Source organism: Caryophanon latum (genome assembly GCF_001700325.1).
GTDB lineage: Bacteria > Bacillota > Bacilli > Bacillales_A > Planococcaceae > Caryophanon > Caryophanon latum.
In genome coordinates, this window is the sequence record NZ_MATO01000028.1 from 65,575 (window position 1) to 90,073 (window position 24,499).

General features: G+C 46.2%; 23 protein-coding genes. 22 read left to right on the top strand and 1 reads right to left on the bottom strand.

Features of this window, described 5'->3' with window-relative positions:
* Positions 1-57 precede the first annotated feature (57 nt).
* From coaBC to A6K76_RS06655, 11 genes are all read left to right on the top strand, one after another.
* Positions 58-1,254, top strand: coding sequence for a bifunctional phosphopantothenoylcysteine decarboxylase/phosphopantothenate--cysteine ligase CoaBC (gene coaBC, locus A6K76_RS06605; RefSeq protein WP_066463318.1), 1,197 nt, complete (start codon positions 58-60; stop codon positions 1,252-1,254).
* Complete coding sequence (priA, locus tag A6K76_RS06610; protein WP_066463320.1) at positions 1,254-3,662, top strand: primosomal protein N'; 2,409 nt, start codon at positions 1,254-1,256, stop codon at positions 3,660-3,662. Before coaBC ends, priA begins: the two co-directional genes overlap by 1 nt.
* A 286-nt stretch (positions 3,663-3,948) precedes the next feature.
* The gene (gene def / locus A6K76_RS06615) at positions 3,949-4,437 is read left to right on the top strand and encodes a peptide deformylase (RefSeq protein WP_066463322.1); all 489 of its coding nucleotides are present in this window, start codon (positions 3,949-3,951) and stop codon (positions 4,435-4,437) included.
* A gap of 1 nt (position 4,438) precedes the next feature.
* Positions 4,439-5,371 carry a methionyl-tRNA formyltransferase gene (gene fmt, locus A6K76_RS06620; protein WP_066463326.1) on the top strand — a complete coding sequence of 311 codons (933 nt, stop codon included), beginning with the start codon at positions 4,439-4,441 and terminating at the stop codon, positions 5,369-5,371.
* Positions 5,368-6,726 (top strand): 16S rRNA (cytosine(967)-C(5))-methyltransferase RsmB, encoded by a 1,359-nt coding sequence (gene rsmB, locus A6K76_RS06625; RefSeq protein ID WP_066463327.1) that lies wholly within the window; start codon positions 5,368-5,370, stop codon positions 6,724-6,726. Before fmt ends, rsmB begins: the two co-directional genes overlap by 4 nt.
* Before the next feature lie 90 nt (positions 6,727-6,816).
* The gene (gene rlmN / locus A6K76_RS06630) at positions 6,817-7,884 is read left to right on the top strand and encodes a dual-specificity RNA methyltransferase RlmN (RefSeq protein WP_425393869.1); all 1,068 of its coding nucleotides are present in this window, start codon (positions 6,817-6,819) and stop codon (positions 7,882-7,884) included.
* A 10-nt stretch (positions 7,885-7,894) separates the two neighbouring features.
* Positions 7,895-8,632, top strand: a complete 738-nt coding sequence (locus A6K76_RS06635; protein WP_066463328.1) for a Stp1/IreP family PP2C-type Ser/Thr phosphatase — start codon at positions 7,895-7,897, stop codon at positions 8,630-8,632.
* A 12-nt stretch (positions 8,633-8,644) separates the two neighbouring features.
* Positions 8,645-10,723 carry a Stk1 family PASTA domain-containing Ser/Thr kinase gene (pknB, locus tag A6K76_RS06640; protein WP_066463329.1) on the top strand — a complete coding sequence of 693 codons (2,079 nt, stop codon included), beginning with the start codon at positions 8,645-8,647 and terminating at the stop codon, positions 10,721-10,723.
* 61 nt (positions 10,724-10,784) lie between these two features.
* Positions 10,785-11,669 carry a ribosome small subunit-dependent GTPase A gene (rsgA, locus tag A6K76_RS06645; protein WP_066463330.1) on the top strand — a complete coding sequence of 295 codons (885 nt, stop codon included), beginning with the start codon at positions 10,785-10,787 and terminating at the stop codon, positions 11,667-11,669.
* A gap of 2 nt (positions 11,670-11,671) precedes the next feature.
* On the top strand, positions 11,672-12,337 hold the full coding sequence (rpe, locus tag A6K76_RS06650) for a ribulose-phosphate 3-epimerase (protein ID WP_066463332.1): 666 nt from the start codon (positions 11,672-11,674) through the stop codon (positions 12,335-12,337).
* On the top strand, positions 12,334-12,984 hold the full coding sequence (locus A6K76_RS06655; RefSeq protein ID WP_066463334.1) for a thiamine diphosphokinase: 651 nt from the start codon (positions 12,334-12,336) through the stop codon (positions 12,982-12,984). The genes rpe and A6K76_RS06655 overlap by 4 nt, the downstream gene beginning before the upstream one ends.
* A 52-nt stretch (positions 12,985-13,036) precedes the next feature.
* Here A6K76_RS06655 and rpmB read toward each other — a convergent pair whose 3' ends face one another.
* A complete protein-coding gene (gene rpmB / locus A6K76_RS06660) occupies positions 13,037-13,225 on the bottom strand; it encodes a 50S ribosomal protein L28 (RefSeq protein WP_066463337.1) in 189 nt (62 codons plus the stop codon).
* A 448-nt stretch (positions 13,226-13,673) separates the two neighbouring features.
* On the opposite strand from rpmB, the gene A6K76_RS06665 reads away from it, so the two are divergent.
* The 11 genes from A6K76_RS06665 to rnc all read left to right on the top strand — a co-directional run bounded on the left by A6K76_RS06665 (position 13,674) and on the right by rnc (position 24,499).
* Complete coding sequence (locus A6K76_RS06665; RefSeq protein ID WP_066463339.1) at positions 13,674-14,036, top strand: Asp23/Gls24 family envelope stress response protein; 363 nt, start codon at positions 13,674-13,676, stop codon at positions 14,034-14,036.
* Between the two features lie 18 nt (positions 14,037-14,054).
* Positions 14,055-15,701: a DAK2 domain-containing protein gene (locus A6K76_RS06670; RefSeq protein ID WP_066463341.1), complete on the top strand. Its 1,647-nt coding sequence runs from the start codon at positions 14,055-14,057 to the stop codon at positions 15,699-15,701.
* A gap of 153 nt (positions 15,702-15,854) precedes the next feature.
* On the top strand, positions 15,855-16,517 hold the full coding sequence (gene sdaAB, locus A6K76_RS06675) for an L-serine ammonia-lyase, iron-sulfur-dependent subunit beta (protein WP_066463343.1): 663 nt from the start codon (positions 15,855-15,857) through the stop codon (positions 16,515-16,517).
* A 12-nt stretch (positions 16,518-16,529) separates the two neighbouring features.
* Positions 16,530-17,423 (top strand): L-serine ammonia-lyase, iron-sulfur-dependent, subunit alpha, encoded by an 894-nt coding sequence (gene sdaAA, locus A6K76_RS06680; RefSeq protein ID WP_066463345.1) that lies wholly within the window; start codon positions 16,530-16,532, stop codon positions 17,421-17,423.
* Complete coding sequence (gene recG / locus A6K76_RS06685; RefSeq protein WP_066463347.1) at positions 17,413-19,464, top strand: ATP-dependent DNA helicase RecG; 2,052 nt, start codon at positions 17,413-17,415, stop codon at positions 19,462-19,464. The genes sdaAA and recG overlap by 11 nt, the downstream gene beginning before the upstream one ends.
* A 424-nt stretch (positions 19,465-19,888) precedes the next feature.
* Positions 19,889-20,461, top strand: coding sequence for a transcription factor FapR (gene fapR, locus A6K76_RS06690; RefSeq protein ID WP_066463349.1), 573 nt, complete (start codon positions 19,889-19,891; stop codon positions 20,459-20,461).
* A gap of 1 nt (position 20,462) precedes the next feature.
* Positions 20,463-21,446: a phosphate acyltransferase PlsX gene (gene plsX / locus A6K76_RS06695; protein WP_066463351.1), complete on the top strand. Its 984-nt coding sequence runs from the start codon at positions 20,463-20,465 to the stop codon at positions 21,444-21,446.
* A gap of 28 nt (positions 21,447-21,474) precedes the next feature.
* Entirely contained in the window at positions 21,475-22,416 is a 942-nt protein-coding gene (gene fabD / locus A6K76_RS06700; RefSeq protein ID WP_066463353.1) for an ACP S-malonyltransferase, read from the top strand.
* Entirely contained in the window at positions 22,409-23,155 is a 747-nt protein-coding gene (fabG, locus tag A6K76_RS06705; RefSeq protein ID WP_066463354.1) for a 3-oxoacyl-[acyl-carrier-protein] reductase, read from the top strand. Before fabD ends, fabG begins: the two co-directional genes overlap by 8 nt.
* A 214-nt stretch (positions 23,156-23,369) precedes the next feature.
* Complete coding sequence (gene acpP, locus A6K76_RS06710; protein ID WP_066463355.1) at positions 23,370-23,603, top strand: acyl carrier protein; 234 nt, start codon at positions 23,370-23,372, stop codon at positions 23,601-23,603.
* A 137-nt stretch (positions 23,604-23,740) separates the two neighbouring features.
* Positions 23,741-24,499: a ribonuclease III gene (gene rnc, locus A6K76_RS06715; RefSeq protein WP_066463364.1), complete on the top strand. Its 759-nt coding sequence runs from the start codon at positions 23,741-23,743 to the stop codon at positions 24,497-24,499.

Below are 24,499 nucleotides of genomic sequence, written 5' to 3' on the forward strand. Positions count from 1 at the left end.
TTATGAGCTCCCGGAGATTTCTCTTTGGGAGCTCATCGTTTGAAGGGGTGCAAAAACATGATTGGAAAACATATTTTAGTATGCGTAACGGGTGGGATTGCGGTCTATAAAGCAGTAGCACTTGTAAGTAAATTACAGCAAGCCGGTGCGGTCGTAAAAGTAATGATGACCGACTCAGCACGTCAATTTGTCAATCCATTAAGCTTTCAAGTAATGTCAAAAAATGATGTGTTTTTCGATACGTTTGATGAAAAGGATTCAAGTGTTATCGCACACATTGATTTAGCGGACTGGGCCGACTTAATCGTCGTCGCACCAGCAACGGCGAACGTCATCGGTAAAGTTGCAAACGGCATTGCCGACAATATGGTAACGACGACGCTTCTTGCGGCGAGCTGTCCTGTTTGGATGGCACCTGCGATGAACGTACATATGTATGACCATCCTGCTGTTGTTCGTAACATTGAGCAGCTTTATGTAGATGGGGTACGCTTTATTGAGCCGTCAGAAGGATTTTTAGCGTGTGGCTATGTCGGCAAAGGACGGATGGAAGAGCCAGAAAAAATCGTCGAGCTCGTGCGCGCACAGTTCAAGCCAAAAGATCAGCCACTTGCGGGGAAAAAAGTTGTCGTTTCAGCTGGTCCTACGCGCGAACGCATCGATCCAGTACGCTTTGTGACGAACTTTTCAAGCGGCAAAATGGGCTATGCGATGGCAGAGGCGGCACGTGATTTAGGTGCGGAAGTCGTACTCGTTTCAGGTCCGGTTGCATTGAAAAAACCAGCAGGCATTCGCGTTGTAGATGTTGAAAGCGCACAAGATATGCTTGAAGCAATAGAGGCGGAGTACGATGATGCGAATATCGTTGTGAAAACAGCAGCGGTAGCCGATTACCGTCCAAAAAATGCCGCGACGCAAAAGGTGAAGAAAAAAGATGGCGATACGTTTATGGAAATGGAGCGCACACCGGATATTTTAGCGACGATTGGACGAAAGAAAACGCATCAGCTATTAATTGGCTTTGCAGCAGAAACGAACGACGTCGAAACGTACGCTGAAGGAAAGCTAACGCGCAAAAATGCCGATTATATCGTCGCAAACGATGTAACCGAAGTTGGAGCAGGCTTCAATGCGGATACGAATACGGTGACGTTAATTGGGCACGGCGGCTACCGCGCGCGCTTTGAGCATATGCCAAAAACGGATTTGGCAAAGCGTTTATTTGAAACGATTTTAAAGCGAGCTGAGCTGTAATGTTTGCACAAGTTATTGTTGATGTTGCGGCATATCCGGTTGACCGTCCATTTGATTATCGCATTCCAGAAAGCTTACAGACGGTGCTAGAGGTCGGCAGTCGCGTGAAAGTGCCGTTTGGTCCACGCAACGTGCTCGGTTTCGTTGTCGGTATTCGTGCAGAAACGGACGTGCCTACAAATAAGGTGCGAAATATTTCTGAAGTGTTAGACGTGGAGCCTGTTATAAACGCTGAGCTATTACAGCTTGCAAAATGGTTAAAGCACGAGACGATTTGCTTTGAAATTGATGCGCTACAGCTCATGATCCCGTCAGCGCTGCGAGCGAAATATGAAAAGCGCGTTCATTTGCACGTCGCAAGCGAACAGCTACCACCGATGCTACAAACAGTGTTTGGCACGAAAACGACCGCGCCGCTTCAACAATTTGAAAAAGCTGGCGCATTGCCGCTTATTAAGCAGGCGCTGCGACTTGGGCATGTGACAATTGAAAATGTCGTGAAGCAACAAGGGAAAGTGAAAACGGAGCGCTACGTGTTCATCGAATCGGACGTGGAAAAGCTAGTCGCGATTCATGACAGCGTTTCAAAGCAGGCGAAAAAGCAGCGTGAGCTCATTGCTTGGATGCAGCAGCACGCAGGACAAATGTATAAGCCAGCAGACATTTGCGAGGTGACAAACATCGGTGTTGCGGTGCTACATAGCGTCATTGAACGCGGTGCAGCTACGTTTGTGTCGCAGGAAGTGTACCGTGATCCATTTACGAAGGACGTGCATAAAACGACGAACTTGCAGCTGACGGACGAGCAAGATTTGGCGCTACTTGCGATTCAAAAAAAGCTCGACGCACAGCAGGCACATACGTTTTTATTGCACGGCATTACCGGAAGTGGCAAGACCGAAATTTATTTACAGGCAATTGAGCAAGTGTTAGCAGAAGGTAAAGAAGCGATTATGCTCGTGCCAGAAATTGCGTTAACACCGCAAATGACCGAGCGTTTTCGTTCACGCTTTGGCGAGCAAGTCGCAGTTATGCATAGCGGCTTATCGACAGGGGAGAAGTACGACGAGTGGCGCAAAATTCAAAAGGGTGAAGTGAAAGTTGTTGTCGGTGCACGTTCAGCGATTTTTGTGCCGTTTACGAACGTCGGTATTATCATTTTAGACGAGGAGCATGAATCGACGTATAAACAAGAAGACGTGCCTCGCTATCATGCACGAGACGTTGCTGTTTGGCGCAGTCAATATCATAATTGCCCAGTTGTATTAGGTAGTGCAACCCCGTCGTTAGAATCGTTTGCTCGTGCGAAAAAGGGTGTGTATACGCTCTTAACGTTATCGGAGCGTGCGAAACAGCAAAGCTTGCCAACTGTGCACGTCGTCGATTTACGTGCAGAGCTTGCAAGCGGCAATCGCTCGATGTTTTCGACTGTGCTCGTCGATGCGATGCGCAGTCGCTTAGCACGACGCGAGCAAATTGTGCTGTTTTTAAATCGCCGCGGTTACTCGAGCTTTGTATTATGTAGAGACTGCGGGACTGTTGTACAATGTAAAAATTGTGATATTTCACTGACGTACCACCGTACAAATGAAAATTTGAAATGTCATTATTGCGGCTATGAGGAAATGTTGCCTCAGCAATGTCCGTCATGTCAAAGCGAGCATATACGCTACTTCGGTACGGGCACGCAAAAGGTCGAGGAGGAAATTCATAAGCTTTTTCCTGAAGCGCGTGTGCTGCGAATGGACGTCGATACAACGTCAAAAAAAGGGTCACATGAGCAGCTGCTTGATGCGTTTGGCAATAAGGAAGCGGATATTTTACTCGGCACACAAATGATCGCAAAAGGGCTCGATTTCCCGGACATTACGTTAGTTGGCGTGCTTAGTGCAGACACGTCGCTTCATTTACCGGATTACCGCGCCGCAGAAAAAACGTTTCAGCTGCTAACGCAAGTGAGTGGACGAGCAGGGCGTCACGATAAACCAGGTGAAGTCGTTGTACAAACGTATACGCCGGAGCATTATGCAATCGAGCTTGCGAAGGCGCAGGCGTATGTGCCGTTTTATGAGCATGAAATGACGCAACGCCGACGCTCAGGACATCCGCCGTACTATTATATTGCGCTCGTGCAAATATCACATGAGGACGTGATGCAAACGATTCGTTACGCGCAGGAGATGGCAGACTGGCTTCGCATGCATTTACCACAAAGCGTGCGCATTTTAGGACCAACTGCCTCTAGCATCGCTCGCCTTCAAAATAGATATCGCTATCAATGTTTGATAAAATATAAAATAGAACCGACGCTCATACCGACGTTGCATGCGCTCATTGCGATGTATCGTGCGGAGTGGGCGAAGCTCGGCGTACAGCTAACGGTTGATTTAGATCCGAGTATGATTTAAGAAGAGCTGTTCGCTTTAGTTGGCGGACAAATTGAAACCCAACTATGTGCTGATGACTGTGTTGAACGGGCAGTATATGGGGAAGTTAGAGGAAGCGTTGCGGCGAGACTTCTTGGGGAAAAGCTCGTGTTTCAAGACCCGACAGACGCGAAGTATGAGTGTCGAGGGGGCTTGAGCCGAGCCCCAGGAAAGCGAGCCGCAAAACGCGGACATATCAATATACAAAACAACTAATACAATCGGCAACGACGCCGAATACGCAACGATAGAAAGAGGAATAAACACTATGGCAATTAAAGAAGTAGTAAAAGCACCCGCAACAATTTTATCAACAAAAACGAAGGAAGTAGAAGTAATCGACGACTCAATTATCGCGTTACTTGATGATTTATACGATACGATGGTAGAGCATGACGGTGTAGGCATCGCCGCACCACAAATTAACGTCGGTTTACGCGTTGCAATCGTTGAGCTTGGCGAGGACATTTTAGAAATGATCAACCCAATCGTCATCGAAACGAAAGGCGACATCGTAGAAGATATCGAAGGCTGCTTAAGCTTCCCGGACGTATTCGGTATGGTAAACCGTCCAACATATGTGAAAATCGAAGCGGCAGATCGTGACGGTCGCATTTATGAGCTGGAGGCAGAAGACTTCGAAGCGCGTGCCATTATGCATGAGATCGATCATTTAGACGGCGTATTATTCGATTCAAAAATGACGCGCCAGCTAACGGAAGAAGAGCTAGAACAACTGTACGCTGAGGAGGAATAGTATGAACATCATATTTATGGGGACACCTGCCTTTTCAGCGCCAATTTTACGCATGCTGCATGAGGAAGGCCACAACATTTTAGCAGTCGTAACACAGCCAGATCGTCCAGTGGGGCGCAAAAAAGTGTTAACGCCGACACCTGTGAAGGAAGAAGCATTAGCGCTTGGGCTTCCGGTATTACAGCCGGAGAAGCTACGCGGCTCAGACGAAATGGCACAAATTATTGCAATGAACGCAGACTTAATCGTTACAGCGGCATTTGGACAAATTTTGCCAAAAGAAGTACTTGATGCACCGCGCCTAGGCTGCGTGAACGTACATGCTTCACTTTTACCGAAATATCGCGGCGGCGCACCGATTCACCAAGCAATCATTGACGGCGAGGCGGAAACAGGTGTGACAATTATGTACATGGCAGAAAAATTAGATGCCGGCAACATCATTTCACAGCGCGCCATTGCGATTGAAGAAGAAGACCATACAGGTGGCATGTTTGATAAATTAAGCGTTGTTGGGCGCGACTTATTAAAAGAAACGTTACCATCGCTTGAAGCGGGTACGAACGATTCAATCGTACAAGACGAATCGCTCGTGACGTATGCACGCAATATTTCACGCGAGCAAGAGCGCATCGACTGGACGAAATCAGCGCGCGACGTATACAACCAAGTGCGCGGCTTACATCCGTGGCCAGTAGCGTACACGACGATGAATGATGCGAACGTTAAAGTGTGGTGGGCGCAAGTTGGTGGTGACACAACGGAGCTACCTGGAACAGTTGTCGACATTCAAACGGACAAGTTCGGTGTCGCAACAGGTGACGGTGTGTTGTACATTACTGATTTACAGCCAGCGGGCAAAAAGCGAATGAGCGCAACCGATTATTTACGCGGCACAGGATCTACGCTACAGATTGGAGATCGCTTCGAATGAGCAAAAAGAAAAAAGAAGTCATTTGGGATGGCAACGTACGTGATGCGGCGTTAACGATTTTATTAACGGTCGATAAAAGTCAGGCATACAGCAATTTATTACTAAATGATACAATTGAAAAATACCGCATTACCGACGCGAAGGACCGCGGCTTATTAACGGAATTAACGTACGGCACGCTGCAGTACAAATATACGTTAGATTATTATTTAGAGCCGTTCATTCGTGGTAACATCGATTTATGGGTACGTTGGTTACTGCGCCTATCACTTTATCAAATGCATTACTTAACGCGCATTCCAGCACATGCCGCGGTAAACGAAGCGGTGGAAATTGCGAAGCGCCGCGGACATAAAGGCATTGCATCGATGGTAAACGGCATTTTACGTAACGTGCTGCGTGACGATGTTCGAAATGTCGATGAAATTGTTGACGACGTCGAGCGCCTAGCGATTGAAACGTCGCATCCACAGTGGCTCGTAGCACGTTGGGTTGAGATGTACGGCTACGAGCAGGCAGGCGATATGCTGCGCGAAAACAACGTGCCACCGCTACAGACGATGCGTGTCAATACAACACGTGTGACAGTAGAAGAAGCGCTGCAAGTTTTAGAGCGTGAAGGTGTGAAGGCGCGTCGTAGTGACGTTTTGCCAGAGTGCATCCATTTAATGAGCGGTACAGCATCGCGCACGTCTTTATTTAAAAAAGGGTTCGCAACGATTCAAGATGAAAGCTCGATGCTTCCGGCGACTGTTTTAGATCCGCAGCCAGGTGAGCGCATTTACGATATGTGTGCAGCACCAGGCGGCAAAACGACGCATATCGCGGAAAAGATGAACAATGAAGGTAAAGTGCTCGCATCGGATTTACATGCGAAAAAATTAAATTTAATTGATGAAAATGTCGCGCGTTTAGGGCTCGATATTGTAGAAGCGATTCCGCTCGATGGACGTAAAGCGGCGGACTTACTCGGTGAGGCGAGCTTTGACCGCGTGCTAGTAGACGCACCTTGCTCAGGTTTAGGAGTAATGCGCCGCAAGCCAGACATTAAATATACAAAGCGCGAGGAAGATTTAGCGAACTTGCAAACGATTCAACTCGCGCTACTTGATAACGCTGTACGCATATTAAAGCCAGGTGGTCGCTTAGTGTATTCAACGTGCACAGTCGATCGCACGGAAAATGAAGGTACGGTACAAGCATTTTTAGCAAAACATCCGCAAATGGAAGCGGAGCAAATGACGTTGCCACAAAGCTTAATGGACAAGCAACAAAACGGCATGCTACAAGTATTCCCGCAAGATTTTGGGAGTGACGGTTTTTTCGTAGCGTCGTTTCGTAAAAAAGGAGAATAAATTGTGTTAGAAAAACAACATGAAGAAATGAAAGACCAAATCGAGGAGCGCATTCAAGATTTAGTCGTAGAATCAGCTGCTACACGCCGCATGAAAAAGGAAAAGCCTCAGCTAAAGGAATCGATTTACTCGCTTCGTTTAGAGGAGCTACAAGCATGGTTAGAAAATAACGGCGAGAAAAAATTCCGCGCTGCTCAAGTGTTTGAATGGTTGTACGTTAAACGCGTAAAAAATTACGACGATATGACGAATATTCCAAAAGCATTACGCGATAAATTAGCGGAAAATTTTTTATTGACGACACTTTCAACAATCGTGAAGCAAGAGTCACAAGATGGCACGATTAAGTTTTTATTCCAGCTGCAAGACGGCTACTCAATTGAGACAGTATTAATGCGTCACGAATACGGCAATTCAATTTGTGTGACGACACAAGTAGGCTGCCGAATCGGCTGTACGTTTTGTGCGTCAACGCTCGGTGGCTTAAAACGTCACTTACTTGCTGGTGAAATCGTTGAGCAAGTAGTGAAGGTGCAGCAAATTTTAGATGAAACAGAAGAGCGCGTATCATCAATCGTAATTATGGGTATCGGTGAGCCATTTGATAACTACGACGCGATGATGAACTTCTTAAAAATTATGAATCATGATAAAGGGCTAAATATCGGTGCGCGTCACATTACGGTATCAACGTCAGGTATCGTGCCAAAAATTTATGAGTTTGCCGATGAAGAAATGCAAATTAACTTCGCCGTATCGCTGCACGCACCAAACCAGGAGGCGCGTCAAAAGCTAATGCCGATTGCGCGTGCGTACAAGTTAAACGAGCTACTTGATGCGGTGAAATACTATACGAAAAAAACAGGTCGTCGCGTCAGCTTCGAATACGGTTTAATGTCAGGTGAAAACGATTCGGTAGAAATAGCGAATGAATTAGCAGATTTAATTAAAGGTATTAAATGTCACGTTAACTTAATTCCGATTAACTATGTACCAGAGCGCGATTATGTACGTACGTCACGCAACAGCATTTTTGCGTTTGAAAAAGCGTTAAAATCACGCGGTGTGAACGTCACGATTCGTCGTGAGCAAGGTGCGGATATCGCAGCAGCGTGTGGGCAATTACGTGCTCAAGAGCGAGCTGAAGAAACAAAGTAGGTGAACTATTGTGAATTTCACAGTCGAATCAGATGTGGGCTTAAAACGAACGGTTAATGAAGACCGGGCGCACGTATCGACGCGAGAGGACGGGCTAATGCTCGCGCTTCTTGCGGACGGTATGGGTGGTCATAATGCAGGAGAAGTCGCAAGTGACATGGCCATTACGTTATTTGAACAGCATTTTTTACAAGCGGACGAGGAAGTGTTTGCAACGTTTGAGCAAAAGCAAGAGTGGCTAGCAAAAACGGTGAAATCAATCAACACGCAAGTATATGACTATTCATTATTGCATGAGCAATGCGCGGGCATGGGCACAACTTTAATTGCAGCACTTATCGATGATGAACATTTCACAATTTGTCATATTGGAGATAGTCGCGTGTACACATTTACAGAAACGTTTGCGATGCAAGTAACGCGCGATCATTCGTATGTAAATGTACTCGTGGACCACGGCGAAATTAGTGAGGAAGAGGCACAAACACATCCGCGACGCCACGTCATTACGAAGGCAATTGGGACAGAGCGAAAAGTCGAGCCGACGTTTTATGCGTTTCAGGCGGAGAAAAATATGTATATTCTTCTTTGCTCTGACGGTTTAAGCGATAAATGCAGCGCCGAGGAAATACAGGCGATTTTAGTGCGACAAGATGAGCTGGAATACCAAGGTCGCATGCTTGTGCAGCTCGCGAATGATAGCGGTGGAGAAGATAATATTTCACTTGTCTTACTTTATAATAGTTAGGGGGTGTAAGGTATGTTGGAAGGAAGACGTATAAGTGACCGGTATAAAGTATTGCACTTAATTGGCGGCGGCGGCATGAGCCACGTTTATTTAGCGCATGATATGATTTTAGACCGAGAAGTAGCGATTAAAGTGTTGCGTTACGATTTTAAAAATGAAGAAGAGCTTTTGCGTCGTTTTCAGCGGGAGGCATTATCCGTCACGAGCCTTGCACATCTAAATATTGTAGGCATTTATGATGTCGGGCAAGATGAGGACATTCATTATATTGTAATGGAATATGTTGAAGGGCAAACGTTGAAGCAGTACATACAACAAAGCTCACCTATTCCGGTGAAGCGGGCAGTTGATATTATGCGCAGCTTAACGAATGCCATTAGCCATGCTCATGATAACCATTTAATTCACCGGGACATTAAGCCACAAAATGTATTAATGACGCGAGACGGTGAAGTGAAGGTGACGGATTTTGGCATTGCAGTAACGCTGAATGCGACTGCTTATACGCAAACAAATTCAGTGCTTGGTACGGTGCATTACTTATCACCAGAGCAAGCGCGTGGCGGCATGGCAACGAAAAAATCTGATATTTATGCACTTGGTGTCGTACTATATGAACTGTTAACAGGGGAGCTGCCATTTTACGGTGAGTCACCAGTTGCGATTGCGCTAAAGCATTTGCAGGAGGAAACACCATCTGTTCGTGCCAAGTATAGCTACATACCACAAAGCGTGGAAAACGTCGTGTTAAAGGCAACAGCAAAAGACCCGCTTCACCGCTACAGCAGCGTAGAGGAAATGGAGCAAGATTTAATGACGGTGCTTAGTCCAGAGCGTTTGCAGGAAAAAAAATTCGAACTGCCGCTTGATGACGATGCAACGAAGGCAATGCCGGTTATTAAGCCGATTTTTTCAAAGGCTGATGACACGTTAACAAAGCGCAGTGCAGCTATTATAGATGACGAGGATGATGAAGATGTCATTCTTGTCGCCCCGAAAAAGCAGCTGTTGGACAAACAAGAGCGTGTATATGACGAGCCTCTACCGAAAAAGAAAAAATCGCGCAGTCCGCTCGTCATCGGTTTGATCGTTGGCTGCGTTGCTTTTATCGGGCTACTTATTTTCTTGCTACCGTCGATGATGAAGCCTGCAAAAATAGCAGTGCCAGACGTCGTGAATTTACCGATTGAAGAAGCGATTGAACTGTTAGAAGAGCAAGGGTTTACGATTGGTGAGGAGCGAGAACGGACGTCAAATACTGTCGACGAAGACCACGTCATCGATACGTCACCGGCAGCAGGCAAAGAAGTCGAGCCACAAAGTGAAATCGATTTAATTGTAAGTACGGGTGTTGAAAAGACGAGCGTTGCAAACTACGTCGGTCAAAACGTCGACCAAGTAATGAATATTTTAAAAGATCGCAGTTATAGCGGTGTGAGCATTAATGAGGAGTACTCAAAAGAACGTGAAGGCACGGTGCTTGCACAATCGCCAGTAGCGGGAGAGCAAGTCATTGAAAGTGAAACTCGCTTAACGCTCACCGTAAGTAAAGGTAGCAACACCGCGCGCGTCGCCGACTTAACAGGCTATGGCCAAAGTGCGTTAGAGCAATATGCTAGTTCATCGGGCTTTAATATTAACGTATCACGCGAGGAGCATTCCGATACGGTTGAGGCGGGCGATGTCATTTCACAAACGCCATCTGCTGGTTCTTCTTTGGAAATTGGCAGCACGATTAACGTCGTACGTTCAAAAGGACCGGAAGCAAAGACAATGAAAACGTTCGTACAAGTCATTTCGATACCATATGAGCCAGATGTTGAGCCAATGGAAGAAGTTGCTGAGGAAAAGGATTCTGAAGCAATCGATGAGAGCATTAACGAAGAGCCGACAGTCGTGCCACAACACATTCGTATTTACGTACAGGATCAGCAAAATACGATGGCAAAGCCAATTGAGGAATTTGATATTATCGAAACGACGTCACATCGCATTCGACTCGAAATCGAGGAAGATAGTGAAGCGGCGTACCGTGTCGTACGTGACAACGAAGTCATTATCGAAGAAACGATTTTGTATGAAGATTTATAAAAAAGATGAAGCCGGCACTATGCATAGTGTCCGGCATTTCATGTAAAGAGAGGAAGATTGAATGGCAACAGGGCAAATTCGTAAAGCTTTAAGCGGCTATTACTATGTAGAAAAAGACGGGGAACTAATTCAATGTAGAGGCCGTGGCATATTTCGTAACCGCGGTGAATCACCACTCGTTGGCGATTTTGTTGAATATACAGTTGAAACAGCAGGTTCAGACGGCACGATTCAAGAAATTTTCCCGCGAGACAACGAGCTCGTACGCCCACCAATTGCGAACATTGACCAAGCAATTTTAGTGTTCTCAGTGAAGGAGCCAAACTTCAATACGATTTTACTCGACCGCTTTTTAGTCGTGCTGGAGTCGTTCTATATTAAGCCGATTATTTGCTTAACGAAGCTCGATTTAATTACGGACGAGGAACGTGTTGCATTACAGCCATATATTGATGATTATAAAAAAATCGGCTATGATGTCATCGAGACGTATATTGATGATGCTTCTCTGTTTGAACGCATCAAGCCAATGCTTGCGAACAAAACGACGGTGCTTGCAGGACAATCAGGCGTTGGGAAGTCGACGCTACTGAACACGTTGCTGCCACAGCTAGCGTTAAAAACAGGCATCATTTCACAGCATTTAGGGCGCGGGAAACATACGACGCGTCACGTAGAGCTAATGGAAGTTGCAGGCGGCTTACTTGCGGACACACCAGGGTTTAGCTCGTTTGATTTTGATACGATTGAGCGTGAAGAATTAACACGATGTTTCCCAGAAATTGCAGAAGCAGCTGAGCGTTGTAAATTCCGCGGCTGCTTGCACGTCAAGGAGCCAAAATGCGCGGTGAAAGATGACGTCGAAGCAGGCGACATTCGCACGTATCGCTATGAGCATTATTTACAGTTTTTACAAGAAATTATCGATCGAAAGCCGAGGTACTAAACATGATTAAAATTGCCCCATCTATTTTAGCCGCAGATTTTGCGAAGCTTGGAGAAGAAGTAAAAGAAGTAGAAGCAGCCGGTGCTGAACTCATTCACGTTGACGTAATGGACGGACATTTCGTGCCAAACATTTCATTCGGTGCGCTTGTAATGGATGCGATTCGTCCACATACGAGCTTGCCGTTAGACGTGCATTTAATGATTGAAAACCCAGACCAATATATCGAGCAGTTCGCAAAAGCGGGTGCGGAATACATTACGGTACACGTAGAGGCATGTCGTCATTTGCATCGTACAATTCAGCTTATTCGCTCATACGGTGTGAAGCCAGGTGTCGTGTTAAATCCACATACGCCGATTGAAACGATTCAGCACGTGCTAGAAGATATCGATATGGTGTTATTTATGACGGTGAACCCAGGCTTTGGTGGACAAAAATTCATCGAGAGCGTTGTGCCAAAAATTGAGGCGTTATCAACGATCATTAAAGAGCGCGGTTTAAACATCGACATCGAAATTGATGGCGGCATTACAGCAGAAACGATCGTGCCGTGCGCAAAAGCAGGCGCAAACATTTTTGTTGCTGGTTCGGCTATTTTTGGCAAGGAAGATCGTCACGCTGCATTACAAGCGATTAAAGCAGCTGGAGAGCAAGCCATTTCATGATCGCATTTATTTGTGCAGGAGGGCCGTCTACAGAGCTTTACGACTTAACTGCGCTTGCGTCGCGTGCTGACATCGTCTACATCGGTGCAGACCGCGGCGCTTTTTATTTACTTCAAGCAGGGCTGAAGCCGACAGCGATTGTTGGAGATTTTGATTCGTTAAATGAAGCGGAGTGGCAGTATGTAAAGGAGCGTTGTGACACGATTCATCGATACGCAGCGGAGAAGGATGAGACGGACACAGACTTGGCATTATTATATGCTTTGGAGCAGGACGTGGACGAAGTATGGATTACCGGCATTACAGGTGGACGACTGGATCACTCGGAGGCGGCGATGCGTTCTGTGGCGCGCATGCAGCTACAGCACCCGTATATCGCATTTCGCATCGTCAATACGCAAAACGAGCTGCGCTTTTTCACACCAGGGGAACATATACTTGCGCGCGATGAACAATTCCCGTACATATCATTTTTTTCGTACGACGGCGATGTGTGCGACGTCACGCTGCGCGGGGTGAAATACGAAACGACGAACGAAACGATGGCGCGCATGTCATCGCGTTTTACGAGCAATGAAATTGTCGATGAGCACGCGACGATTTCGTTTACGAGCGGTATTTGTTTGAGCGTGCGCAGTCGGGATTAACGCAATAAAAAAAGGACTTACCGAAGTCGGTGAGTCCTTTTAATATGCACGATTAAACGCGCTCGATTTTACCTGATTTTAATGCACGAGCAGAAACCCATACACGCTTTGGCTTACCGTCAACTAGGATACGAACCTTTTGTAGGTTAGCGCCCCAAGTACGTTTAGAAGCGTTCATTGCGTGAGAACGAGTGTTACCTGAACGAGCTTTACGGCCAGTGATTACACATTGTTTTGGCATGTATATTTCCCTCCTAACAAATGAATCTGAAAGCTTGTTTTTCAGTTCGGTATTTCACATACCATAATAATTTAACACAGTCTCACGTTCAGTGCAAGACATTTCACAAGTACTTTCAAGAAAAAAACCTTTACACCTAATTTTGTGAGAAAGATGTGTAGCAGCCATTGAGATTTTATAGAACTTATAGTGTGTGAACGAAAGGAGGGCAATCGAAATCGGCGAGACTCCTTAGGGAAAAGCGTGAGACTTGAGACCCCGCAACCGCTCGCGGTGAGGAGGCTCAAGCCACGCCCCAGGAAAGCGAGCCGAATGGAGTGAGCCGGTAGATTGTACGTATTAAAAATACATTCGAGGTCTCACTAGCTTAATTCATACGTTTTCTTTTATAATAGTTTGTTGTATAGTACAATATAGTTTAGTCTAAAAGAGCCAAGGGGGCATTTATATGTCAATTGAATTAAACAACGAGTTCGGTCAAATTGATATTTCGAACGATGTAATTGCACAAATTGCAGGGGGCGCAGCGATCGAATGTTACGGGATCGTTGGGATGGCATCTAAACACCAAATTCGAGATGGACTGACAGATATTTTGCGCAAAGAAAACTTCGCAAAAGGTGTCATTGTACGTCAGCAAAACGATGATTTACATATCGACATGTACATTGTTGTAAGTTATGGTACGAAAATTTCTGAAATTGCTTACCAAGTCCAATCAAAAGTAAAATATACAGTAAATAAAACATTAGGAATGAGCGTAAAATCGGTGAACATCTTTGTTCAAGGTGTGCGTGTCATGAACGTATAAGAGGAGGAGCAGAATCACATGCAGTCTTTAGACGGATTAAAGTTTGCGGAAATGGTACAAATGGGTGCACACCATTTATACCAAAATGCAAGCTACGTAGATTCTTTAAACGTATTCCCTGTGCCAGATGGTGATACAGGAACGAATATGAATTTATCAATGACATCAGGGGCAAAGGAAACAGAGCAGCACGCACAGGCGCATATCGGCAAAACAGCGCAAGCGTTATCAAAAGGCTTATTAATGGGCGCGCGCGGTAACTCGGGCGTTATTTTATCACAGCTATTCCGCGGCTTCGGCAAGCATGTAGAAAAGTTAGACGAAGTAACAGCACAACATTACGCACAAGCATTCCAAGCAGGTGTTGACACAGCGTACAAAGCAGTGATGAAGCCAGTTGAAGGTACAATTTTAACAGTCGCAAAAGACGGCGCAAAAGCAGCAGTAGAAGCAGCAGAGCGTACGAGCGATTTAATCGAAATTACAGAAGCACTTGTCGCAGAAGCAAAAGCATCACTTGATCGCACGCCAGATTTACTTCCGGTATTAAAAGAAGTTGGCGTAGTTGATAGTGGCGGACAAGGCTTACTATTTGTGTACGAAGGTTTTTTAGCTTCATTAAAAGGTGAAGCGCTACCAGAGAAAAACGATGCGTCATTAGACGACTTAATTAACGCAGAGCATCACCGCGTACAAGACTTCATGAACACGGAAGATATCGAGTTTGGCTATTGCACAGAAATTATGGTGCGTTTAGACGACACGAAGGAGCCGTTTGATGAATTCAAGTTCCGTGAAGAGTTAAGCGTAATGGGTGATTCGTTATTAGTTATTTCAGACGATGAAGTAGCAAAAGTACATATTCACTCAGAAACACCAGGTGCAGTACTAACAGCTGGGCAAAAGTACGGCAGCTTAATGAAAATTAAAGTGGATAACATGCGCGAGCAGCATACAGCAATCGTTGGTGAAAACCACCAAGCACCGGTGAAAAAAGAAGTGACGAAAGTGCCTTACGCAATCGTAACAATTGCGATGGGTGAAGGTGTCGCTGAGCTTCTTCGCTCACTAGGTGCATCATATGTCATCGAAGGCGGTCAAACGATGAACCCGTCAACAGAGGACATCGTAAAAGCGGTGCAAGAAATCGGTGCAGAGCGCGTATTAATTTTACCGAATAATAAAAACATCATTATGGCAGCAGAGCAAGCAGTGGAGCTACTTGATATTGAAGCAGCAGTTGTTGCGACGAAAACGATTCCTCAAGGGATGGCGGCAATGCTTGCGTTCAACCCGGAGCAATCTGTAGCGGACAACAAAGAAGCGATGACGTCAGCGTTTGCAGTCGTAAAAACAGGTCAAGTAACGTACGCGGTGCGCGATACGTCAATTGACGGTGTCGACATTCGTAAAGACGACTACATGGCGCTTGCAGAAGGTAAAATTATCGAATCAACGCCTTCACTAGAAACAGCTGCACAAACAGTTGTATCAGCACTTGTTGATGAAGATGCAGAAATCATTACAATCATTTACGGTGAAGATACGACAGAGGAAGCGGCAAACGCATTAGCTGCATCGATTGAAGAGCAGTTTGAAGATGCGGAAGTAGAAGTATTTAACGGCAAACAACCGTTATATCCATATATTATTTCAGTGGAATAGTAGGAGGATACAAGATGTACGAAAAGTCGGTGATGGCTTTTCGTACATCTTTTTTTCTATTTTGCTTAAAGGTCAGACATGTAGCTCATTATGTTGGTTTTCACGCTTCAATTCAGTTAAAATGAAGTACACAGCTTCGAGGAGGGAACAGCGATGAAATTTACATCCGTGTTTGACATTATCGGGCCAGTTATGATTGGTCCTTCCTCGTCACATACAGCAGGTGCTGCGCGTATTGGACGAGTGGCAAGAGATTTATTTGGACGTCAGCCGAAGTGGGCGACGATACATTTGTACGGCTCATTTGCCGAAACGTATAAAGGGCACGGTACAGACGTTGCGATCGTCGGTGGTTTACTCGATTACGATACGGACGATGAGCGCATTAAAACGGCATTTTTTGAGGCGGAACAGGCGGGCATGACGTATACATTTTTACCGGAAACAGCGCATACGGACCATCCGAACACAGCGCGCATCGTCCTTGGTGATGATGACGGTGAAATGAGCGTCGTCGGCATTTCAATTGGCGGCGGTAAAATTGAAATTAGCGAGGTTAATGGCTTTAAGCTTCATTTAACAGGTGGTATGCCGACGATTTTAGTCGTGCATGACGACCGCGCAGGCTGCATTGCGAACGTTGCAAACTGCTTGGCGATGCATGAGGTGAATATCGGTCATATGGAAGTGTCTCGTATTGAACGTGGTTTAACGGCACTCATGGTCATTGAAGTCGATGAAAATATTGACGACCGCATTATTGAGCAAATTTCATATATTCCACATATTACAAAAGTATCGAAAATGAACACGTAAGGAGGGCTGACGATGAACGTATTATTTCGTAACGTGCGCGAGCTAGTAGCGCGTGCAGAACAAGAAGGAAAGCTCATTTCAGACATAATGATTGAGCAGGAAATGACGATGACACATCGCAGTAAAGAGGACATTTATGCGCAAATGGAGCGCAATTTAAGCGTTATGGAAGAAGCAGTTGAGCGCGGGCTTCGTGGCGTCACATCGGTAACGGGCTTGACAGGCGGCGATGCGGTGCTCATTCAAAATTATATAAAAAGCGGCAATGCGTTAAGCGGCGATTTATTGCTCGATGCGGTTAGTAAAGCGGTCGCAACGAACGAAGTGAACGCGGCGATGGGGACGATTTGTGCAACGCCAACAGCAGGCTCAGCAGGTGTCGTACCAGGTGTGCTCTTTGCGGTGAAAAATAAATTACATCCGACGCGTGAGCAAATGATTCACTTCTTATTTACAGCAGGTGCATTTGGCTTCGTTGTCGCAAATAACGCGTCAATCTCAGGTGCAGCAGGTGGTTGTCAGGCGGAGGTCGGCTCAGCAGCAGCGATGGGGGCGGCGGCAATTGTTGAAATGGCAGGTGGCTCGCCGCAGCAATGTGCAGAAGCGTTTTCAATTACGATGAAAAATATGCTCGGACTCGTATGTGATCCCGTTGCAGGACTTGTTGAAGTGCCATGTGTGAAGCGTAACGCAATGGGAGCAGCAAACGCACTTGTCGCAGCAGATATGGCATTAGCAGGTGTGACGAGCCGTATTCCAACAGATGAGGTCATCGGTGCAATGTTTAGAATCGGACAGCAAATGAGCCCAAACTTAAAAGAAACTGCTCGCGGAGGACTTGCAGCAACGCCAACAGGTCAGGCACTTGCACGCAAAATTTTTGGAGACAGTGCAAATGTTCAATGAAGTATTACTAACGCCGATGACTGCATTAAAAGGTATCGGCAAAGAAACAGCGCAGCAGCTAGCGGATCTTCGTATTGAAACGGTTTACGACCTAATGTACACATTTCCGTATCGCCATGAAGATTTTCGCTTAAAGGATTTAACGGAAACACCCCATAATGAGCGCGTCACGGTTGAAGCCCGCATTGAGCGCGAAGCATCTGTCATGTTTTTAGGGAAGGGAAAATCGCGCTTGCAAGTACATATTTTTGTCGGGCGCCATTTAGTAAAAGCGGTGTTTTTTAACCAAGCGTATTTAAAGCAAAAGCTCACAATCGGCAGCGTCGTCACGATTACTGGTAAATGGGATCAAGGGCGTCAAACGATTAACGGCACGCACGTTCATTTTGGTCCGAAAACAGATCAAATTGATTTCGAGCCTGTATATAGCTTGCGTGGGACGTTGCAGCAAAAGCGTTTTCGCACGTTTATGCGTCAAGCGCTGAGCGAATATGGGCATGCGCTAGTCGATGTGCTGCCTGTCGATGCACGCATGCAATATAAGCTAGTCGATGTGCGAGCAGGGTTAGAAGGTATTCATTTCCCGCAAACAGCTGAGCACGCAAAGCAGGCACGCCGTCGTTTCGCGTTTGAGGAGCTATTTTTATTCCAGCTACAAATTCAAGCGCTGCGTAAAAAACGTCGCGATGATGAAGTTGGCAAAGTGATGAAATATAACAACGAGCAGTTAAAGGCGTTCATTGCGTCGCTACCGTATGAGCTAACGAATGCGCAAAAGCGTGTCGTTAACGAAATTTGTCGCGATTTTTTAACGCCGTACCGCATGAATCGATTGCTGCAAGGGGACGTTGGATCAGGGAAAACGGTCGTTGCCGCGATTACATTATATGCGGCTGTCACAGCAGGCTATCAGGGGGCACTTATGGCACCTACTGAAATTTTAGCGGAGCAGCACGTTGAAAGCTTACAAGCGTGGTTTGCGCCGTTTAACGTGCGTGTCGCATTGCTTTCAGGATCGGTAAAAGGAAAAACGCGTCGGGAACTGCTTGCTGAGCTTGCAAATGGCGACATCGACATTTTAATCGGCACGCATGCACTCATTCAGCCGGACGTCGTGTTTCACAATTTAGGCTTTGTCATTACGGACGAGCAGCATCGTTTCGGTGTTGAGCAACGCCGTATTTTGCGCGATAAAGGCGAAAGTCCAGACGTGCTGTTTATGACGGCAACACCGATTCCACGAACGCTATCGATTACAGCATTCGGTGAAATGGACGTGTCGATCATTGATGAAATGCCAGCAGGTCGAAAGCCGATTGAGACGCATTGGGTGAAAAAGGAGCAGTTCGGAGCGGTCGTGCAAAAGCTAGAGAACGAGCTGCTGCAAGGTCGACAAGCGTATGCGATTTGCCCGCTCATTGAGGAGTCCGACAAGCTCGATGTGCAAAATGCGGTCGAGGCGTACGAGCAGCTTCGTGAACTGTTCCGCGGTCGCTTTGAAGTCGGCTTAATGCATGGGCGTTTAACACCAGCAGAAAAAGATGAAGTTATGCGCGACTTTAGCGAAGGGAAGCTGCACATTTTAGTGTCGACAACGGTCGTTGAAGTAGGTGTAAACGTACCGAACGCAACATTTATGGTCGTTTACGATGCGGAGCGCTTCGGTTTAGCGCAGCTGCATCAATTGCGCGGTCGCGTCGGGCGTGGTGAGCATCAATCATACTGTGTATTAATGGCGGATCCGAAGACGGACGAAGGGAAGGAGCGCATGCTGTCGATGACCGAGACGAACGACGGCTTCGCGCTGGCGCAAAAAGATTTAGAGCTGCGCGGCCCAGGGGATTTTTTCGGCAAAAAGCAAAGCGGCTTACCGGAGTTTAAAGTGGCGGACTTAGTGCATGATTACCGTGCGCTTGAAGTAGCTCGCGACTATGCGACGGCGCTCGTGCAAACGGACGCATTTTGGCAAAGTGATGAATACGCACCGCTTCGTCAAGTACTCGCGAAGTCCGGTGTGCTTGATGGCGAGCGGATTGATTAAATGAAAAGTTTAAGTAAAACGAAAGAGCATCGGAAACGTCCATTCGTTCTGATGCTCTTTTTTGCGTCGCGCGTAAACATGTTATCGATTGGAGCGGTACCAACTGTTGAATTTTTCTGATGGCACTTGCTTTGTCCCATCGTTGTTCAGTTTAAGGTAAGAAGCTATTGGTGGAAGCGCTCGGCGAGACTCCTTGGGGAAAGCTCGTGCCTCAACACCCCGTAAAGCGCGACGTAGGAGCGGTGCGGAGGCTTGAGCCGAGCCCCAGGAAAGCGAGCCGAAAGCGCGAACAGCAATATTTTTTAGTGCTGTGAGAACGCTCGTGGCACATTCCACGCAAAGATTTAAAAAAGATTATTGCATTCTTTTTTTAACTCCTATATACTGTTGTTAGTACCAAGTGCTAAAAAGGTGGCGAATAAGGATGAAACGATCAAAAAAAGAACGACAGAGATTACTAACACAAACAATTGAAGACAATCCATTCGTCACAGATGAACAGTTAGCGCAGCAATTCCAAGTAAGCGTCCAAACGATTCGTTTAGATCGGATGGAGCTATCGATTCCTGAGTTACGCGAGCGCATTAAACATGTCGCTTCTAAAACATTTGAAAACGAAGTAAAATCTTTGCCGCTTGACGAGGTCATCGGTGAAATGATTGATATTGAATTAGATAAACAGGCATTATCGATTTATGATGTGAAAGAAAGTGATGTATTTGCCCGCAACGGGATTGCGAGAGGGCATCATTTATTTGCACAGGCGAATTCATTAGCTGTCGCTGTGATTGATGATGATTTAGCGTTAACCGTTAAATCGAATTTACATTTCGTCAAGCCAGTGCGCGTTGGCGACCGCATTATTTCAAAGGCGGTTGTAACACGTCATGATGAAGAAGTAAACCGTACATATGTAGAAGTGACGTCGACCGTAAATGGAGATGTCGTCTTCAAAGGACAATTTGAAATGTACCGCACGAAAGGTAAAGGTGAATAACATGAAATTAGCTGTAGATGGTATGGGTGGCGACCACGCACCGAAAACCGTTATTGAAGGGGTCTTAATGGCACTCAATGAGTTTCCAGATTTAGAAGTGAAGCTATATGGCAATAAAGAGACGATGCGCCCGTTTTTACAGGCACACGATCGCATGCAAGTTGTTCACTGTGAGGAAGTTGTAACGAACGACGACGATGCAGCCCGCGCTGTACGTCGCAAAAAAGATTCATCGATGGCATTAATGCTTGATGCGGTGAAAAATGGCGAAGCGGACGCGTGCTTATCGGCAGGTTCAACAGGTGCGTTAATGGCAGGTGGCTTATTTAAAGTCGGACGCATTGACGGCATTGAGCGACCTGCACTTGCAACGACGCTTCCAACACTGGATGGCAAAGGATTTTTAATGCTTGATTTAGGAGCAACAGCCGATGCAAAGGCAGAATATTTATTGCAATACGCCATTATGGGTTCGATTTATGCCCGTGAAGTGCGCAGTATTGCACGTCCGACAGTTGGGTTGCTAAACATCGGGACGGAAGAAAAGAAAGGCAACGAGCTAACGAAGGCGGTGTTTGAGCTATTACAAGCGTCAACAGACATTCACTTCATCGGCAACGTGGAGTCACGCGATCTTCTGACAGGGGTAGCAGATGTTGTCGTAACAGACGGCTTCACAGGAAACATGGTGTTAAAAACGATTGAAGGTACAGCTGGTGTCATGTTTAAAATGTTAAAAGACGGCTTTATGAGCTCGGTCAAAACGAAGCTAGCAGCAGCGATGATGAAACCTCAATTAAAGACGATTAAAGATACGATGGATTATACAGAATACGGCGGCGCAGCATTGTTTGGCTTGCAAGCACCAGTCATTAAAGCGCACGGCTCATCAAATGGGCAGGCGATTTACAGTGCGATTAAGCAAGCAAACTTAATGGTCAAGCATAACGTAAGCGCGACGATTCAACAGACGATTCAGTCATAATTCAACATACACAAAGGGGATTTACATAATGACAAAGATTGCTTTTATTTTTCCAGGGCAAGGCTCGCAAGTTGTAGGAATGGGACAGGCGCTCGTTACACAAGACGATACGCTATATAAAAAAGCAGACGACGTACTCGGATTTCCGTTATCGACGTACATGCTTGAAGGCCCTGAAGAAACGTTAACGCTTACATACAATGCGCAGCCAGCATTACTAACGACAGGTGTACTCGTTGCACAGCGCCTACTTGCTTTAGGGGTAGAGCCAGACGTTGTAGCAGGGCATTCACTTGGCGAATATAGTGCGCTCGTGACAGCAGGGGTGATGTCATTTGAGGAAGCAGTCTCAATTGTTCACAAACGTGGTTTATATATGAACGAAGCCGTACCAGCGGGAGAAGGTGCGATGGCGGCAATTTTACAAATGGATGCAGAGGCACTACAGCAAGTAACGACAGATGTGACGAATGAAGGGCATAGCGTGCAAATTGCTAACGTCAACTGTCCAGGGCAAATCGTCATTTCCGGCACGAAAGACGGCGTGGAAAAAGCGAGTGCACTTGCGAAGGAGCGCGGCGCAAAACGAGCAATTCCACTACAAGTAAGTGGACCGTTCCATAGCGTATTAATGCAGCCGGCCGCAGACAAGCTAGAAAAAGATTTAGCTGGCGTAACGTTTGAAGCACCGCGCTATGCAGTTGTCGGCAACGTGCAGGCGGATGTCGTGGAGCAGGCGAACATGCAGCAGGAGCTAATTGACCAAGTCGTATCACCTGTTTTATGGGAGCAAAGCGTGCGAAAAATGCTTGATTTAGGCGTAACGACATTTATTGAATGCGGTCCTGGCAAAGTGTTAAGCGGGCTTGTGAAAAAAGTAGACCGCTCTGCAACGTGCTTATGCGTCTTTGATGAAGAGACGTTACAGCAGGCAGTGACATTCGTGAAGGAGGCGCTAGCAAATGGGTAAGTTAGATGGGAAAGTAGCAGTCGTAACAGGCGCAAGTCGCGGCATCGGTCGTGCCATTGCGATCGAATTAGCAGAGCAAGGCGCAACGGTTGTTGTTAACTATAGCGGCAGCCAAGCGCAAGCAGACGACGTTGTAGCGCACATTACAGCAAGCGGCGCACAAGCAGTTGCGATGCAAGCAAGCGTAGCGAGCAGCGATGATGTAACGCGTCTTATGAACGGCGTTGTAGAGCAGTTCGGTCGCATCGACATTTTAGTAAACAATGCGGGGATTACGCGCGACAATTTATTAATGCGCATGAAAGAAGACGAGTGGGACGATGTAATCGACACGAACTTAAAAGGTGTATTCCTTTGTACGAAGGCAGTAACGCGCACGATGATGAAGCAACGCGCTGGACGCATTATTAACATTTCATCGATCGTCGGCGTATCAGGCAACGCAGGGCAAGCGAACTACGTAGCGGCAAAAGCGGGTGTCATCGGCTTAACGAAAACGACGGCGAAAGAGCTTGCAAGTCGCGGCATTTTAGTAAACGCAATTGCACCAGGCTTCATTACGACGGATATGACCGACGCTTTGCCAGAGGACGTGAAAAATGCGATGCTTGCACAAATTCCACTTGCACGTTTAGGTGAGCCAGTGCATATTGCAAAAGCGGTATCGTTTTTAGCTTCAGACGACGCAAGCTACATTACAGGACAAACGCTGCACATTGACGGCGGGTTAGTGATGTAGTAAGAGTGTGTATGAGCTGAATGTAGCCAATTAGCTAGGAGCATAACAGCGAGACTCCTAGGGGAAAAGCGTGAGACTTGAGACCCCGCAACCGCTTGCGGTGAGGAGGCTCAAGCCACGCCCCAGGAAAGCGAGCTGTTATATTGCGACTAGCGCCAGTGATCAAAGCGCTCGCCTATAATATGTATCGATGATTTGAGAGGAGGTGAACACAATGACAACAGTATTAGAACGTGTAACACGTGTAATCGTAGACCGCTTAGGCGTAGAAGAGAGCGAAGTAAAGCTTGAAGCTTCATTCCGTGAAGATTTAGGTGCTGACTCTTTAGACGTAGTAGAACTAGTAATGGAACTTGAAGACGAGTTTGATATGGAAATTTCAGACGAAGCTGCAGAGAAAATTACGACAGTAGGTCACGCAATCGCATACATCGAGCAAAAACAATAATCATGGTTTATCCATTTTTGGAGAGGCACGAATTCCCGTGTCTCTTTTTCGTTTGCGCTGAAATCACTTTTCCTTTTGCACATTCGTACTAAAGAGGATAAACTAAACGATAGAAACTAAAGGAAGGCAGAATCTACATGGCAACTAAACGAAAGCAACAACAGCAAGCAGGTGTACTACCTGAAAAAGCACGACAACAATTTGAGGTGTTGCAGCAGAAGCTTAACATTCATTTTGAAAATAAAGAGTTATTGTATCAAGCATTTACGCATTCATCGTATGTGAATGAGCATCGTCGGAAACGATTTACAGACAATGAGCGACTAGAGTTTTTAGGAGATGCCGTACTCGAATTATCTGTATCGCAATTTTTATTTGAAAACTACCCGAAAATGAGCGAGGGTGAGCTAACGAAGCTACGTGCCTCGATCGTATGTGAGCCATCATTAGTTATTTTTGCAAACGAGCTAAATTTCGGACAATTTGTGTTGCTCGGTAAAGGCGAAGAGATTACAGGCGGTCGAGAGCGTCCAGCGTTACTTGCGGATGTATTTGAAGCATTTGTTGGTGCACTTTACTTAGATAAAGGCTTAGATGATACGGTTTGCTTTTTAGAAAAAGTCGTCTTCCCGAAAGTAGAAGTCGGTGCTTTTTCGCATGTGATGGATTTTAAAAGTCAGCTGCAAGAAATGATTCAGCAAACGAACAACGGCGTGCTGCATTATGAAATTGTCGACGAAAAAGGACCGGCGCATAACCGCACATTTATTTCGCGCGTACTTTTGAGCGACATAGAGCTAGGTATTGGTCGTGGCAAATCGAAAAAAGAAGCAGAGCAGCAAGCCGCACAAGAAGCGATGCGTATGCTGCGCAGTAAAGTAGAGCAGGAGGGTTAA